Annotated in this window: 1 protein-coding gene (cut by a window edge); it reads left to right on the forward strand. The window is 67.0% G+C overall.

Annotated elements, in window-relative coordinates; all coding sequences use genetic code 11:
* A protein-coding gene (locus tag ACIA75_RS16770; RefSeq protein ID WP_397104665.1) for an FHA domain-containing protein crosses the window boundary here: on the forward strand, positions 1–15687 show its 5' end (the start). It continues 48648 nt past the right edge of the window; 15687 of the gene's 64335 nt are visible here — the first part of the coding sequence; its start codon is at positions 1–3; the stop codon falls past the right edge of the window.

A 15687-nucleotide genomic window follows, 5' to 3' on the forward strand; every position in this document is an offset into this window, starting at 1 on the left:
ATGGCCATTCCCTTTCCGCCGGCGGAATTGGCGGGTCTGCTGGGGTGGGTGGGTGGTAGCCAGATCCCGGTGGCGAACGAGGATTTCACCGAGTTCATGCGGGAGGGCTTCGACGAGCTGAAACGGCAGCTCCTCGAGGAGGAGCTGGCGCGGATCGACGAGGCGATCGCCGCGGTGCAGGCGGCCTATCCGGAGGGTGAGGGTAGCGCGGCGATACTCGGTGAACTGCGCAGTGTGCGTGAGGATACCGAGCGGACGGGGAGGGATTTCGGTCGTCTGGCCGACAGTATTCACGAGTTCGGTGGGGAGGTCGTTGCTGCCAAGCTGAACGGGATTTTCGGGCTCACCTGGTTGGCTGGGGAGCTGATCTGGGCAGCGACGCTGGGGCCGGGGGCACCGTGCGCCCAGATGGCGGCTATTGCGGCGACTCGGTATTTGTTCCGGATGCTCGGTTTGCGGCTCTCGGCGGCGATTCGGCGGCAGCTGTCGAGCCTGGTCATCAACCGGGGATTGCGGACGATGTCGTCGCACTTTCTGTACGAGGCGATCCAGGAAGGGTTGATAGAGGTCGCGCAGGGGACCGTCCAGGAGGTGGTGGTTCAGAACGTATTGATGGACCAGGGCTACCAGGAGGGCTACGACTGGGATGAGCTCCGAACGAATGCGGTGGTGTCGCTCGGGGCCGGTGCGGCGGCGGGTCTGGGTGGTCATTTCTTGTATCGGGGGGCGGCGCGGTTGCCGTGGGGGCCGGATCGGTGGGGTGGGCTGGCTCGCGGTGCACTCGTTGGTTCGGGAGCGGGGCTGGTGGGGGCGACCGCGGCGTGGGCGATTCAGGGACGGCTGACCGGCAACTGGGAGATGGATCCCCGATCGTTGACCGGTGGTGTGATCGGCGGGGCCGGCCCCGGCATGATCTATGGCTGGCAGGGCGGTTCGGACTATTCGGGTAAGCCGATCACGGTTGACGATTATCGGCGGATCCGGGTCGGGGACCGGGGGGCGGGCGATGCGGGTGCGGAGGGTGGTCCGGAGGGGCAGGCCGGAGGGTCGAGCGGGGCCGTTGGTTCCTCGGGGGTGGGTGGACGGGGTTCGTCCGCCGCGAGCGGGTCGGGGCTGTTCGCCGGATCGGAAGTCGGGGGGCGGGGAACGCCGGGTGCCGGTGCGGTGGGGACGCCGATCGGTACTGGTGTCGCCGAGGGTGCTGCCGATGCCGATTCGAATGTTGTCGCGAGCCGGGACGGCTCCGAGGCCGGTGGCCGCCGGTCCGGGCCGGTATCCGAGAGTGAGGCGCCGGTTGCGGGGAATTCCGATACCGGTGCGCAGCAGGTTTCCCGGGATGCCGATATCCGGGCGCGGGACGGTGCGCACCCGGCGGAATCCGGTTCGCCGACGGGCGATTCTGGATCGCCGACGCGCGACTCTGGATCGCGCCCAGGTGATTCTGGTTCATCGACGGGCGAATTCGGTCTCGGTGCGGACACGAATGGCAGCGGATCCGGTGTGGTGGCCGGGGAGACGGCCGCCGGAGCCGGTGACCATGGTGAGCGGGTGCCGGACGGAGGCGATTCGGAGACGGTGGGCTCCGGGCGGGAGACCGGTGCGGAATCCACGGCGGATCGTGACATCGCCGGTGACGAGGCAGGTGGTGACCGGGGTGGTGCCGGGTTGCCGCCGGGCGATACCGGTGCGGTTCCTGTTTCCGGCGGTCGTGGGCCCGTGGATGTGATTGCGGCACTGTCGAATACGCTTGCGGCACGGCATCCGGGTGGGTTGATCCAGCGGCCCGGGCGGGTGGATGCGGCCGGTGTGGATATGCGGGCGCTGGAGCAGGTGTTCGACGGGAATTTCGTTCGTGCCGGAACCGAGCGGGGGGCGACGCCGCGGCAGGAACGGTTCCGGTTGCGGGTGCTGGCGTGGGAGGAAGAGCGCCGGTTGGCGCATATCGGGTACAGCACGGCCCGGGATGCGAAAAAGCACGCGCGGCGGCGTGATGAACTTGTGCGGGCCGAGGTCGACGATATGAGCGAGGTGCGGGCCGGACTGGCGGCGGGGCGGAATCCTGGTGTGCGGATCGAGGCTGGACTGGCGGATACCGCACGCTCCCGGGGTCTCGATACGAGCGGTATGCACACCATCGACCGATGGACGGCGTACGCCGACATGCTGGGCGAACAGATCGAGGAGAAGCAGTCGGCCCGGGGGCGGGCCCGTAAAGCGGAATTGGCCGCGGCGGCGAAGGCGGTCGAGGACTACACGACGCGGGCCGCAGGGGAGAAAGCTCGGCTCCTGCAACTGGGCGCCGAGCGCAAGCGTATTCGGACGAAGGAGTGGCGGCGGCGGTCGACCCCGGATCATCTGCGGGAGTCGCTGGAGGAACTCGGGCCCGGTGGCACGCTGGTGGTGGTCGAGGAGTTCGGGAGTTCCGATGCGAACGGGGTGAACGCGCGACCGTATGTGCTGTATCTCGACGGGGATACGGTGATGGTCGACGACTGGGTATCGGGAGGGCCGGCGCCGTTCGATTTCGCCGAGCGGGCCGGTGTCGAGCGGACCTTCGTCGGCGGAATCCGCGGCGACGGTACCCCCTCGCGCCCGGCTCCGGCCTCCGGTTCCCCACGACCGGGTCCCGCACCCGGTGCACCTGCTCCGGCAGGATCGAATCCCACTGTCGTACAGGGGGGTACAGTTGCCGGTACCGAGGGTGACGCGCCATCGGCGGCGGGGCGTCCAGATCAGGTGGGAGACGGAACGGCCCGCTACCAGGCGGACCCGCAGTTCCCGGAGCAGGTCGAGGTGGGGGCGCGAGAGGCAGCCGCCCCGGCTCTCGCGGCCGAGACCGGTGATCAGTCCGGCGCCGCGCCTGCGGTGGACCTGGCGAAATCCCAGGTGGAGGCGTGGGAGCTGGTCCGTGCGGTGGCGCGGTCGGCTCCGGAGGTCTTCGAGCGGGCGCTGCGGGTACTGCAACCGAAACATCGTGCGGTGGTGCAGGATCTGATCGGCGGGGAATCGGATGCCCTCGGTGCCGCGCCGGTTCTGGCGAAGTCTCTGCCGGAGGTCCTCGCCGGGACACCCGGCGGTACGACTCCGCGGCAGGTACTCGGTGCGGTCGGCCCGCCGGCACACACCCCGGAACCTGCCGAGACCTCACCCTCGCCGAACGCGCAGCAGGTACTCGGTGCAGTCGGCGCGCTGGCACACACCCTCGCGCGCGGCGTTCCCACACCGGAGGAGCAGTGGCTCATCGTCCGCGAATCGTGGGCGCGCGATGACAGTACATTCGATGCCGCTCTCGCCGCCGCCGTCGAGGAGCGGACGGCGGCAGGCACCGAGACCGACCCGGCGGCAGTGCGTGAGCTGCTGGACCGGATCGTGGTGCGCCCCGCTGAGGGCACGGTGGCCGAATGGGCTGTGTCGCCGGGCGAGCTCAGGAAGGCGCAGAACCCCTTCTACGAAGAACGCAAGGCGATATCGCGGTGGCTCACGTCCCATACGGAGGTGGACACGGCGGCGGTACTCGGCCATGTCCGGAAGATCGCCGGCGCGGAAACCGTCGATCGGTGGCTGGAGTCGCAAGACCCGGGAACGCGCAGGTTGGTGACGGAGAACCTGTCGGCTCGCGACGCGGGGGAGCTGGCGGGCGGCGATGCCGACGAGGCGAAATTCCGGCGTTACCGCGCGGTCCGGGAACTCCTCGAGCTGGCCGAGGCAGTCGACCGGCCGGCGGACCCGGGGCGCTCCGTTGCGCTGGAGCCCGCCGCGTTGGGGGACGAGGCGGAGCCGGTCGGGCAGTTGCGGGCCGACCTCGCGGGGTTGCCGTCGCCGGATCCGGATACGAACCTCGATCTGGGCCGGGAGGCGGGGGAGCGGTTCACGGCTGCGGCGGAGAAGATGCTGGCCGTGTTCGACGCTCGACGTGCGGAATTGCTGGGTGAGTCGTGGCAGCGGCGCCGGGAGGTGATGGAGGGCCCGGACGAGACCGAGGCGCTGCTGCGGTATGTGGCGGCGGTCCGGGCGGAGACGGGTTTTTCGCCGCGGGCGAATCAGATCAAGGCGTTCCTGCTCGGGCGGCAGGGATATATGCGTCAGATGGGGACCGGTCAGGGCAAGACACTGGTGGGGTGGCTGGATTCGCTGCACCAGCTCTCCCGCGGTGAACCGGTGGAGCTCGCCGACGGGGAGATGCGGCGAGTACATCATGTGCTGACCACCACCGAGCTGCTGGCCGATGACGGAATCCGGGAGAGCGCGGGAATGTTCCGCAAGCTCGGATACGAGGTGTCCCGCTGGGATCCCGATAATCCGGCGGAGTTGGCGAAATCGACGGTCGTCTACCTGACCTACGACGAGCGCGCCACCGCCGAGTTGAAGGATTCCGTGCCGCCGGGCCGCACCGCGACGATCGACGAGGCGGATGCGGTGCTGATCCACAACCAGACCGAGCACCATCTCTCCGATGGTGAGCGCGCACCGGTGGAAGAGGCCGAGAAGGTCCATGTGTGGGCGGTGCGTGATCATCTCAAGCAGATGCTGGCCAAACGCGTGCTGACCCATGCGGATTACCGTGCCGATTCCGAACCCGCGGTGCGCCGGGCGAGCGAGTTGTGGGAGGAGAAGACCGGGCTGCCGTTCACGGAGCGGGAGTCCGAGATGGCGCGCGCGTTCTTCGATCTGAAGGCGGGGCAGAAGGGCGGGCGATTGGTGCAGGACTGGCACTTCCAGGTCTTCGACGGGAAGGTCCAGATCCTGGACGAGAACGGAAAGCCGATGAGCGATCCGAAGGTCAATACCGACAGCCGCTGGTTCGGTGGCCGGCACCAGATGGTGGAGGCGATCTACGACCTCGACGTGTATTCCGACGGGGAGGGCTCCAAGCGGGTCGGTGTCACGGATGTACTGAGCAGATACGACCGGCTGAGTTTGATGTCGGGCACGCTGGAGCGGACCGCGGCGGAGATCAAGCAGAATTTCCCGGTCCACGGTGGTCTGGGCCGGGTCGAGGATCATCAGGAGTCTCGGCTGGTGGCCGAGGAGGACCGGATCTTCCTCACCCAGCCGGAAATGCTGAAAGACGCGGTGGCGAAGGTCCGCACACTGCAGGATCAGGGCCGGCCGGTCGCGATTATCGCGCGCCCGGATCTGGCGGTGAAGTTCTCCCGCGTGCTTACGCACAATGGCATCGACCATGAAGCGATTCACGGTAGATGGTTCGCCGAGCACCGGGACAACAATCTTGCGCAGGAGAATCTCGGGGGCGTGAAAACCCGGGCCGGTCAGGCGAGCCGAGTCACCGTAGGCGTCGACGGAATGCTCGGCCGGGGCTGGGATCCGACGGTCGGCGAACAGGTAAACGAGGCGGGCGGGCTGCATGTGCAGAAGCTGGGCCGCTCGGACAATCCCGATACCGATGCCCAGGCTGCCGCGCGCGCCGGGCGTAACGGCCAGAACGGTAGTTACGGCTTCAGTGATTCGCTCGACGGTGGACTGGCCAATGGTGCGCGGAACAGGGACTACAAGATCGCGGTAACGCACTACCGGAACGGTCGCGCCGAGCAGGCCACCGCGACCAGAGAATACGCCGAGGCTGTGCGCGCCGCCGAGACGAACGCATCTGCCGCTGCGGCGGAGGTCGGGGCGCGCGTGCGTTCCGCGCAAGAGAGAGTCGAAGCCTCCGAGAACACCATCGCCGCAGCGGAACGGAGGATTCGCCGGCTCATCCCGCTGGTACAGGACGAGGCGGCCGAGCGGGCGCGCATCGCGCGTGAGTCGCGGCGGATGAACCAGCCCCACGCGCCGCCGATACCGTCCGCACCGCAACACAACGCCGGCTTCGAGGATGTGGGCGTCTCCGATTCCGATGCAGATGCTGATACCGGCGGGCTCGACGGCACGAGCGGCGAGGACGACCTTGTCCCGGACAGCGAGGCGCTTCCCGGCCCCATCCGTGAGTTCAGGGTCGACGACCTGAACCGCATATCGGACCAAGAGGCGCCGGGTTCACCGCTGAAACACGTGATCTCCGCGGCGAACACCGATCCCGAGCACCTGCCTGACCGGTCCGGTGGCCGGCTGTTCGAGCCGGGTGAACCGGTTCGCGGTGCGGTTGCCCGTATCCGGCAGTTGGACGCGGAGATCCAGGAGTTGGATTCGGCGATCCGCGAGCGTGCGGACGAGATCCGGAGTCAGGGCACCGTGCCGTCCGGTTCCGACCTGCCGAGCTGGGTTCTGCGGGTTCCCCAGTTCCGGCTGCGTGAGCTCTGGCGCGAGCGGGATGCGCTCACCGACAGCCTTATCGCCCACGTCGCCCAGACTGCTTCGGGGGCACGGGCCGTCCAGGACGAGCTGGTGCGGACGCTGCACGAGACCCGGGAACGGGCCGAGGCGGCGTATGCTCGGCTGCGGGCGATCGCGACCGAGTACAAGGTCGATCGCGGGGTCACCGATGTGGGGGAACTCCTCGTCGCGATCGGTGACCGGATGGACGTTGCCGATCGGCGTGATATCGGTCCTTCTCGCCGGATCGAGGGTGGTTTGACCGATGCCGAATTCCTGGTCGAGCAGCGTGCGGCTCTTTTCCGCTCCCGGGCGGATGCGTATGAGGCCGCCATCGAATACCAGTCGTGTCAGGAACGTTTGGTGCGTGCCGGGGTGCGGCCGGCGGCGGTTGGTGAGGCCGGGAGCTCGGAATTCCATAGCAGGGAGTTGGCTGACGTGCGCCGGGCGGCCGAGGCGTCGGTGGCCCATCGGCGTCGGCGGATCGCGACCGATCTGCGTGAGCTCACCGTTTATGCCGGGTTGGACTTCGAAGGCGAGATTCGGAGACGGAACGCCGAGATCCGGATACGGAATGCCGAGAGCGGGATACAGAAAGCCGAGATCCGGAAACACAATGCCCAGAAATCGAATCGGAACGCCGAGGTCAGGAACCAGAAACGCCTGATCCGGAGTCTGGAAGCCGAGATCCGGGACCAGGAAGACGCGATTCGGAAACTGAAGGACGGGGATTTCGAGGCGATACCCGTCGCCGAGGCCGCGCTCGAGAACCCCCGCCACCTCGACGGCCGCCTCACGACATGGATAGCGGACGAACGTCGCGATATCGCGCTCGCCGCCGAGGACGCCGAAGTAGCCGCAGGCGCCCCGCACCGGCGCCGGATCGCCCATGCCGACCGTGTCGAACGTGCGTTGCTGCGGTTGCGGCGCGCCGATCTCATCGCCCGGGCCACCCTGTGGAAGCTGACCGATCAGGACGACGCGGCCCGCACCTGTATGGCCGATCAGGAATCGAGCTGGTCAGCAGCCCATCTCAACGCCCGCGAAGCCCTGCACGCCGCGAACCTCCGTATGCGAGAAATCGCCGGACTGTTCCCGAGCGGTGAATCAGCGAGACCGGGAGAGGAATTCCGGAAGAGTCTGAAGGACCGCGAGGCCACGGTGCGGGCCGGTCTGGAGGAAGCGGCCGAAGCCGCGGGCAGTGCGGGCCAGTGGCGCAGGCAGGGTCGCCTCGATGACCCTACCGGGGGCCGCGGAGCGCCTCGCGTGCTCCAGATGCAGCTGGACGAGATCGAGTGGACCCGCCGGCTCTTTGCCCAGGCGGAATACGAAGTGCATTGTGCCGAGGTCGATCTCGCGCTGCTGGAGGCGGAGCTGCCGGGTTCGGTGAACAAGGTCTGGGATCCGCAGTTCGGGGGAATAGAGGCCGGCGGCACACCTCTGGAGCAAGCCCTGGGGCGGGCAGACAGTGCCCGCAGGGAGGTGTACCGGACGGTCATCGACCGGCGGTCGCAGGCGCCTCGACGATTGGCGGAAATCGCCACCGCCATCGGATACCCCGATGAACTCCCCACCGATTTCGTCAGCGCGGACACGATGCGGGTCATCCCTGCCGTGCATCTCATCGTGTGGTTCCGAAAGCATGTCAAAGACCGCACAACTACGAACGAATACACGGCTAGCGGGGAGCATGCGCGCCAATGGGCGCTGAGCTTGGAGGCGTACCGGATCGAACGGGCGATCCTGTGGACCGCCTATGATTTCATGCGAGCGATGGCCGATAGCGACATCCTCGCGAATGTGGAGATCGGACCGATCGGCAAACAGGCCGAGGCCGAGGCCGAGGCCGATCAACTGCGGGCCGAACTCGAGCAGCTGATGGAATCGCAGTGGTTCCCCGACAACCTGGAATTTCTTGCCCGGGTTTCCAAGATCGACGATATCTCGGAATTCGGCGACCCGGTCGCCCTGGCCGAGAAGATCGGCGAGTACGCCGATGCGCACGAGGCGAAGGAACGGCACCGTCATGCCGATCAGGTCGCGATCAACGCGATACACGTACTGATAGATCAGGCCCAGCTGAACGGCGATATCGAGAAGCTCGAAGAACTCGAGGCTCTGGTCGAAAAGGCCTATCTGGCGGCCGAGCAGGAGGCCCGGCAACGCCTGGCGACAGCAGAGACAGCAGAATCCGAAGCCGAACGGCAGGCAGCCCTCGACGATCTCCGGCGGGTCGGGGCCGCGGATCAGGTCGATGCGAGCCGATGGCCGTTCGAGTACTTCGGCCCCCGCTTCACCGTCGAGGACGGCGCATCCGCCACCGTCCCGGACGGCCAGGGTTCGCAGCAGACCGCCCCGAACGTTGTGGACGGTCTCGGCCACCAGCCCCGCGAAATCGTCTGGCTCGACCTGACCCCGGAAAGCGGGGAGCTTCTCGGCCCCGTCCCTGAGTCCGGGATCGACACCCCGAACCGCACATCGGGCCAGGAATCGCCGGATCCGCCGCAGGAGCCGGCGCCGATCGCTCCCGAAGATGCTGATACCGGCGGGCTCGACGGGACGGCGGAGGTGCCCGCCGAAGGGGTGGACACTGTCGAGGACGGTCCGGACGCTTTGCGGGGACATTGTGCGGTGCTGCAATGGGAGCGGGTCAACAGGGGCCGGGTCGATGACAAGCTGGTCTCGGAGTTCGACGAGTCGGATGAGTTGCCGGGCCAGAGCGAGATTGCTGTGCAGCGGTCGTATCAGGCTGTACTGCGCGAGTACGGGACGGGCGAGAACACCGTGCCGGCCCTCGGCGAGATCCGGACGTTGCTGGGGGACGGACAGCATCGGGCGGAATCCGCTGTGGTGGTGGTACGACGCGAGACCGAAGACGCGGAGGGCTACGGCGGACACGTCTTCGGCCTGGTCCTCGACGAGTACGGTCGTGTGGTTGTCGATGATCCGGCCGACCCGGCAATCCACGGCCGCCGTGTCGACGAACTGATCTCCGCGGGGCTGATCGCCGACCGCTTCCCGGATGTGAATGGTGTTTTCGCGATTCTGCACGACGGCGTGGGCCAGGCGGTCGATCCGGACGGTAACCCGGCGGAGTTGGCGGAGCCGGAGCTTTCCGAGCAGATCGCGCGGTTGGGCGCCGACGGTGCGGAAATTCGGCTCGGTGCGATGGAAATCCCGATCGGTAGTCGGGGGATGGTGCGGGACCGTGTGGTGCGTGACCGGACACCGCTGGGTGAGATCGCCGTGTGGGCGAGACAGCTGGGGATCGACCTGCCCGTGCCACACCATGATCCGGGCGCAGACGGTCTCGAGAATGCCGTCGCGGCCGCCTTCGGCGCCGAGTTCGTCCGATGCGGTGAGGCGAGAGGCGGATTCCGTGACGCGTACCGTGAGCTCGGTGAGAAGCTCCGGCACCACAATGCCGCGGCGGTGGTGTTCGACCGGTCGCGCACCAGCTCGGACGATCAGGGGAATCTCCGCATCCATCTGGTGCAGAACGTGCGCGGCATATTCCAGGTCGAGGAGATTACGGCGGGCCGGAACGGCTCGGGGATGCCACTGCACGATGTCATCCCCGTCGACACCTGGAAGTACATCGATGTCCGCGCCTTGATCGTGCCGGAAGTGGCGGGTGGCACGGAAATTTCTAAATCTCCGGTCGGTGCGGGAACGTCCGACGACCAAGATCAGGCGGTGGACTTCTCAGACGAGGACGCCTTCCTGGAAGCGTTGGACGTCGACGAATCCGGCCGGGATGTCCTCGAACTGCTCGGTCTCCTCGACATCACGATCGTGCACGATCTGCTGGATACGCCCGGCTATCGCGTCGAGGAGATCGACGATCCGCGGGAGCCGTCGGGTTATGGGCAGCAGAAGCAGATCGTGCTGGATGCCAGTCTGGAGCTCCCGGAGCAGATTTCCGCGCTGACCGGCTACTTGACCGATGCCCTCGCGGATTCCGGCCTGGATGACGCTGCGGTCGAGACCTGGACCATGCGGCTGACAGGCGGTCCGCTCCTGGACGCGTTGCGCCACCACGTATCGGGCCGGACGATGCTCGAGCTTCTCGACAGGTTCGATATCTCGATCGTGTACCGAGATGCGTTGTACACGGGAATCGACTTCGATTACATCCGGGATCCGGAGAGCCGAGCTCTCGGCCGGCAACGGTGGACGATCGCGCTGGACGGCGGCCGGGCGGTTCCGGATCAGATCGTCGAGCTCGCCGAGCGATTGATCGAAGCTGTCGAAAGCTTCGATTTGGCCGCCGCGGACGTGAATACGCTGACCGCGCCGTTACGAGACTTCCTCGAGACCGTCTCACAAGACGTGGTGTCCCGCCTCACTGCGCCGTTGCCGGCCGGGGTGGCGTCCTCCCGGGCCACGGTCGAGGCGGAGGCCGAGCGGGCGTATCAGGCGGCCATCGAGACGGGCGTCCCGGAGGAAGTAGATCTGGTTGAACCATACATGTGGCGAGCGGATCTCGGTCCGCGCTACCACCTGTGGGTTTCCGGCACTTCGGCCCGGATCACTGCCCTGCGTGAGCAGCTGACCGGATTCGACAGAGGAAGAGGGGAATTCGACCAGCGCGAGACCGCTGCCGGTGTCGCGACATTGGCCATACCTTTCGAGAATCCGGTGGCACTGGGTAGGACGCTGCGGGCGGTCACCGAGTTCCAGGCGGCCCAGCCGGATGGGTTCTCGCCCGAGGTTCCGGTGGGTGTTCAGCCGGTGCCGGGTTGCCCCGGGGTGGGGTTCTCGGCGATACCAGGGGTGGATATCAGGCGGCAGCTGGGGGAGCTCGAGCTACTCCAATTACCTTACGGCGCAGAGGTTGTCGACCTCCTTCGATCGCTGGCCGATATTCCGGGTGGACCCGAGCGGGCGGCGGGCGAGCGCGATGTGGTCCTGCGGGCAAGGGATCTCGACCTGCCCGCGACGGGTGGACCGGAGATCGTGCAGGCACTTCGGGATCTGCGCACAGTAGATGAGTACAACAAGGCCGAGGTCGACCTCGGCCTTGGAGAGGTGTATCGCTGGAGCCGTCCCAGACGGGTGAACGGACCGCAGTCGATCGCGGCGACAACAAGCTACACATTGCAACGATATCTGGCCGAAACAGATCCCGAAGACCGGAATTTCGGCGATTTCCTGGCCATGCTGCGAGATAGCCTGTGGTTCGCCGGTATCGACCCGGCGCGGCCTCATCTCGAACTGGGTGATGCGGCGTTCGGTGCTGCCGAGGGTGACGCGGTTCCGCCGCACCACCACACCAGTCTCTCGGTCGACGAACAGGCCGAGCAGGTAGTGGCACGAGTCCGGGAGCTCTACTCCGATATCGATATGGAACTTCCGGCCGGGGAATTCGGGCCGGAGCGTGTTGATCGTGGGCTGGCGCGGGCGTTCCGTGGTTCGCTGCACCGGTTCGGCACATCGGACCAGGGATATCGCGATGCGTACACCGAACTCGGCCGGGAACTGCTCGATCTAGGACCCGGCTCGACGGCCGTGGTGTCAGAACCCGCGGACAGGGTCTATGTGGTTCGAAATATCCACGGCCAGTTGTGGACCGAAGAGCCAGAAGGGAGAGTGCGCGGCACCGCGTACACCTTCGATGCGGCAGCTCGATCGGCGGGCGAGGTGCGGGCCATCCTGCTGGACGACGCCGGCTGCCCGGTGGAGCCCGGCCGTGCCCGGCAGCTCGCCGAAGCACTCGCGAATCCCGCCGGCCACCGCGACGCGATCGAGCGGGAAACGAACCGGCTGCAAGCCGAATTCGAACGGCTGCGAGCACATTGGGCGCCCGGAGTTTCGAGCAGGTTCACCGAGCGCAGGTTCCGGGACCTCCTCGACGGAGATCCCCATGAACTCGTAGTCGCGCTCGAGCGGGTCATCCGTCGCGATCTCGGGTACCAGTTCGCAGGAGACCAGCGCCCGCTGCACCTGCTCCGGATAGCCCGGCGGCTCGAGACGGTGCGGCCGGCCTCCGACGAGCAGTCCGAGGCTGAGGTGAGGCAGTCGGCGGCCCTAGAGATCCCGGAGATCGACTCATCGAGTATCGCTCGTTCCTCGGAATCCGTCGGAACAAATCTGGGTACGACGGCTCAGGAGCTCGTGGCGGGCGGATTCGAGGCTGTCGAGGCACTCCTGCGGTCGAGGTGGCCGGGGCTGAGATTTACCACCGACCGGGGGCCTGCCTACTGGCATCGGCTGAGCAGACTCTTCAACGAAGACGGCACCTCTGTCATCGTCACGCTGGACCACCAGCTCACTGACGGTCCTGTCGTCCTGGACGCCGAGGAATTCAGCCCGCTCATCCGGGCTGTTTTCGACAACGGTGCCAATGCTGTGTTGCTGCACAGCGGTCACGCTGGACGGTTCGATCGGAGACCCTCGGACGGAGTGATCCTGCATGTGACGGTTGGGCCCGTCGTCGGCGAGGATCCGGACGGCGACGGACTGCCCCGCGCCGACCGGAACGAGAAGCTGCAACCCGACGATGTCGACAGCATCGTCAAGGAGGCGCGTCGGCTGCGCGTGGATGCGGTGAGTGTCCATGTGAATGTCGGGTCACTCGGCAACGGGGAGCAGATCAAGGCGGTCGGGAGGCTCCGGAGGGCATTGGACGAGGCCGATATTCCGCTGCTCATTATGAGTTACCCCCGCGGGTCGGGCATGTCGGAGAACAACGTCGACCACGCCCGCACGGCGGTGGCTCAGGCGGTGAACCTGCGCGCGGGTATCGTGAAAACCAGTATCCCGAGATGGCCTGACGGCGCGAAAGACAGCGACGAAATGCCCATCGGCGGCACCCCGAATCTCGACGCGATGCGGGAGATCGTCGCCTCTTCGTTTGTCCCGGTGGTGTTCGCGGGCGGACAAGGCTGGTCTATACCGGTGGAGCAGTTGGTCGAGTCCGTCCAGGAATCCGGCGCTGCCGGGTTGGCGGTGGGCAGGATGGTGTTCCACAATCCGGATGGCCACTCCCCGGGCGTCGCGATGCAGCGCGTGGACGGTGCGCTACGCGATGGTTCAGCCGCGCTGCAAGGCGATACGCTTCGTCGCCTGTTGGACAAGGGGCCGGATCCGTCGACCTGGGAATCCTGGGCGGAGACGTGCTATGAGGCGACGCGCGCGGACGATACCGATGTGGCGCGGATCGCCGGGTATCTCACCCGGATGGCGGCGGATCCCGCAGCGCTCGGACTCTCGCCCGACGATGTCGCTCGAATCCTGGAAGTGGCTGATGTAGACGTCCTGCGGAACGTCAAGAACCATATCTACTTCACCAAGCACAATTACTACGATGACAGGCTCGAGCAGCGTGTCATCGCAAAGTTCCGGGCCAATCACCTGATGGCCGAAGCGTGGCGTGATGTCACCCACGGCTATCCCCTGCGCCGTGACACCTTGATGAGCCATGTGGGGCTGCTCAGGCACGAGGCGGCCGAACAGCGGTTCGAGGCACAGTGGGACCTGGAACACGACGGTGAGCTGCCTCCGTTCGAGACCATGCATCGGAAGGCGGAGGAAGAATCCTCTTGGCAAGGCCAGTTGAAGCGTTTGCTTCCCATGGCGAACACCGACTCCAGATACCTGCCCACCGCCTCGGGCGGCCAGCTGATCGAGCCGGACGAAGCGGACCGCGGTGCGGGCGCCGGACCGAGTCACATCACCCGCATCCGGGAGCTGGACGCGGAGATCCAGGAGCGCGAGGCCGAGATCCGGAGGCAGGGCACCCTGTCGTCCGGGTCCGACCTGGCGAGCTGGGTCCTGCGGGTTCCCCGGTATCGGCTGCGCGAGCTCTGGCGCGAGCGTAATCAGATCACCGATGGCCTTATCGCCGAAGTGGCACTGATGGAGCGTGGTTCGGAGGAAATCGAAGCCGTCCGGGGCGTGCTGGTGGCAACGCTCGACAAGACTCGGGAGCGGGCCGAGGCCGCGTACGAGCGACTGCGGGCGATCGCGGGCGAGTACAAGGTCGATCCGGAGATCATCGATGTGCAGGAGCTCCTGGCCGAGATCGGTGACCGGATGGCGGCTGCTGATCGCAGCGATATCGACCACGGCGAGGATCGCAAGGCCAAGGGTGGCTTGACCGATGTCGAGTACCTGGTCGAACGCCGCGCCGCCCGCTTCCGCACCGCAGCGGATATGTACGAGACCGCCCTCGAATACCACTCGAGCCAGGAGCGTTTGGTGCGCGCCGGAGTGCGGCCCGCAGCCGTCGATGCGGCCGGGAGCGCGGAATTTCACAGCGATCGGATAGCTGACGTACGCCGGGCGGTCGAGGCTGTCGTGGCCGAGCGTCGGCAGCGGATCGTGGCCGATCTGCGGGGCCTGACGGTCTACGCCGGGCTTGACCTGGAGGGGGAAATCCGGGCTCGGACCGAGGGGGATCCCGAGGCGATGCGCGTGGCGCTGGCCGCGCTCGACGATCCCCGCCACCTCGACGGCCGCCTCATCACATGGATAGCGACCGAACGCCGCGCTATCGCACTCGCCGGAAACGGTGCCGCCGGAGCCGCCGGTGCCCCGCATCGACGCAGGATCGCTCATGTCGACCGCGTCGAACGTGCCCTGCTGCGGTTGCGGCGCGGTGATCTCACCGCCCAGATCAGCGCATTCGAGCTGTCCGATCAGGACCACGCCGCCCGCCTCCGCACCGCCGACTACAAAACGGAATGGTCGACGGCCTACCTGAACGCCCGCACGGCCCTGCACACCGCGAACGTCCGTATGCGCAAGATCGCCGGGCGGGACCCGCTCGATGAATCGGATGGTCTGGCGGAGGAGTTCCGGCAGGAGCTGAAGCTCCGGGAGGCCGGCCTGCGAGCCGAGGTGGGGGCCGAACTGAGCGTAGGTCCCGATACCGCGGGCAGCGTGGGCAGCGAGAGCGCCCTGACCGGAACCCGCGCGACGCGCCGTTTGCTCTGGGCGCAACTCGACGAGCACGACCGGACCCGCAAAGACTTCGCCCAGGCGGAGTACGCAGTGCATTGCGCCGAGGTTGAGCTGGCTCTGCTGGAAGCAGAACTGCCGGGTTCGGTCAATATCGTCCGGGATCCGGGTTTCTGGCCGGAGCCCGGCGGAACACCGCTGGACAAGGCCGTGCGGGCGGCCTGGGATGCACGCTATCCCGTGCGGGCGAACGCCGAGCACCGGCAGCGGCAGACGGCGCGCCGGCGATTCGCGGATATCGCGGCCGCGATCGGATACCCCGATGAGCTCCCCGCAGATCTCACCGGCGCAGACCCGGTGTCGGTGATCGATGCTGCCGGGGTACTCACCGAGTGGTTCCGGACGCATTACGAAAAGCGCCGGGGTAGCGGTGAATTCCGTGATCTGGAGCCGGCGCGGTTCTGGGCGCTGCGGGCGGAGGCCTACCGGATCGAGCGGGCGATCCGGTGGACC

Source organism: Nocardia sp. NPDC051750, assembly GCF_044453135.1.
GTDB lineage: Bacteria > Actinomycetota > Actinomycetes > Mycobacteriales > Mycobacteriaceae > Nocardia.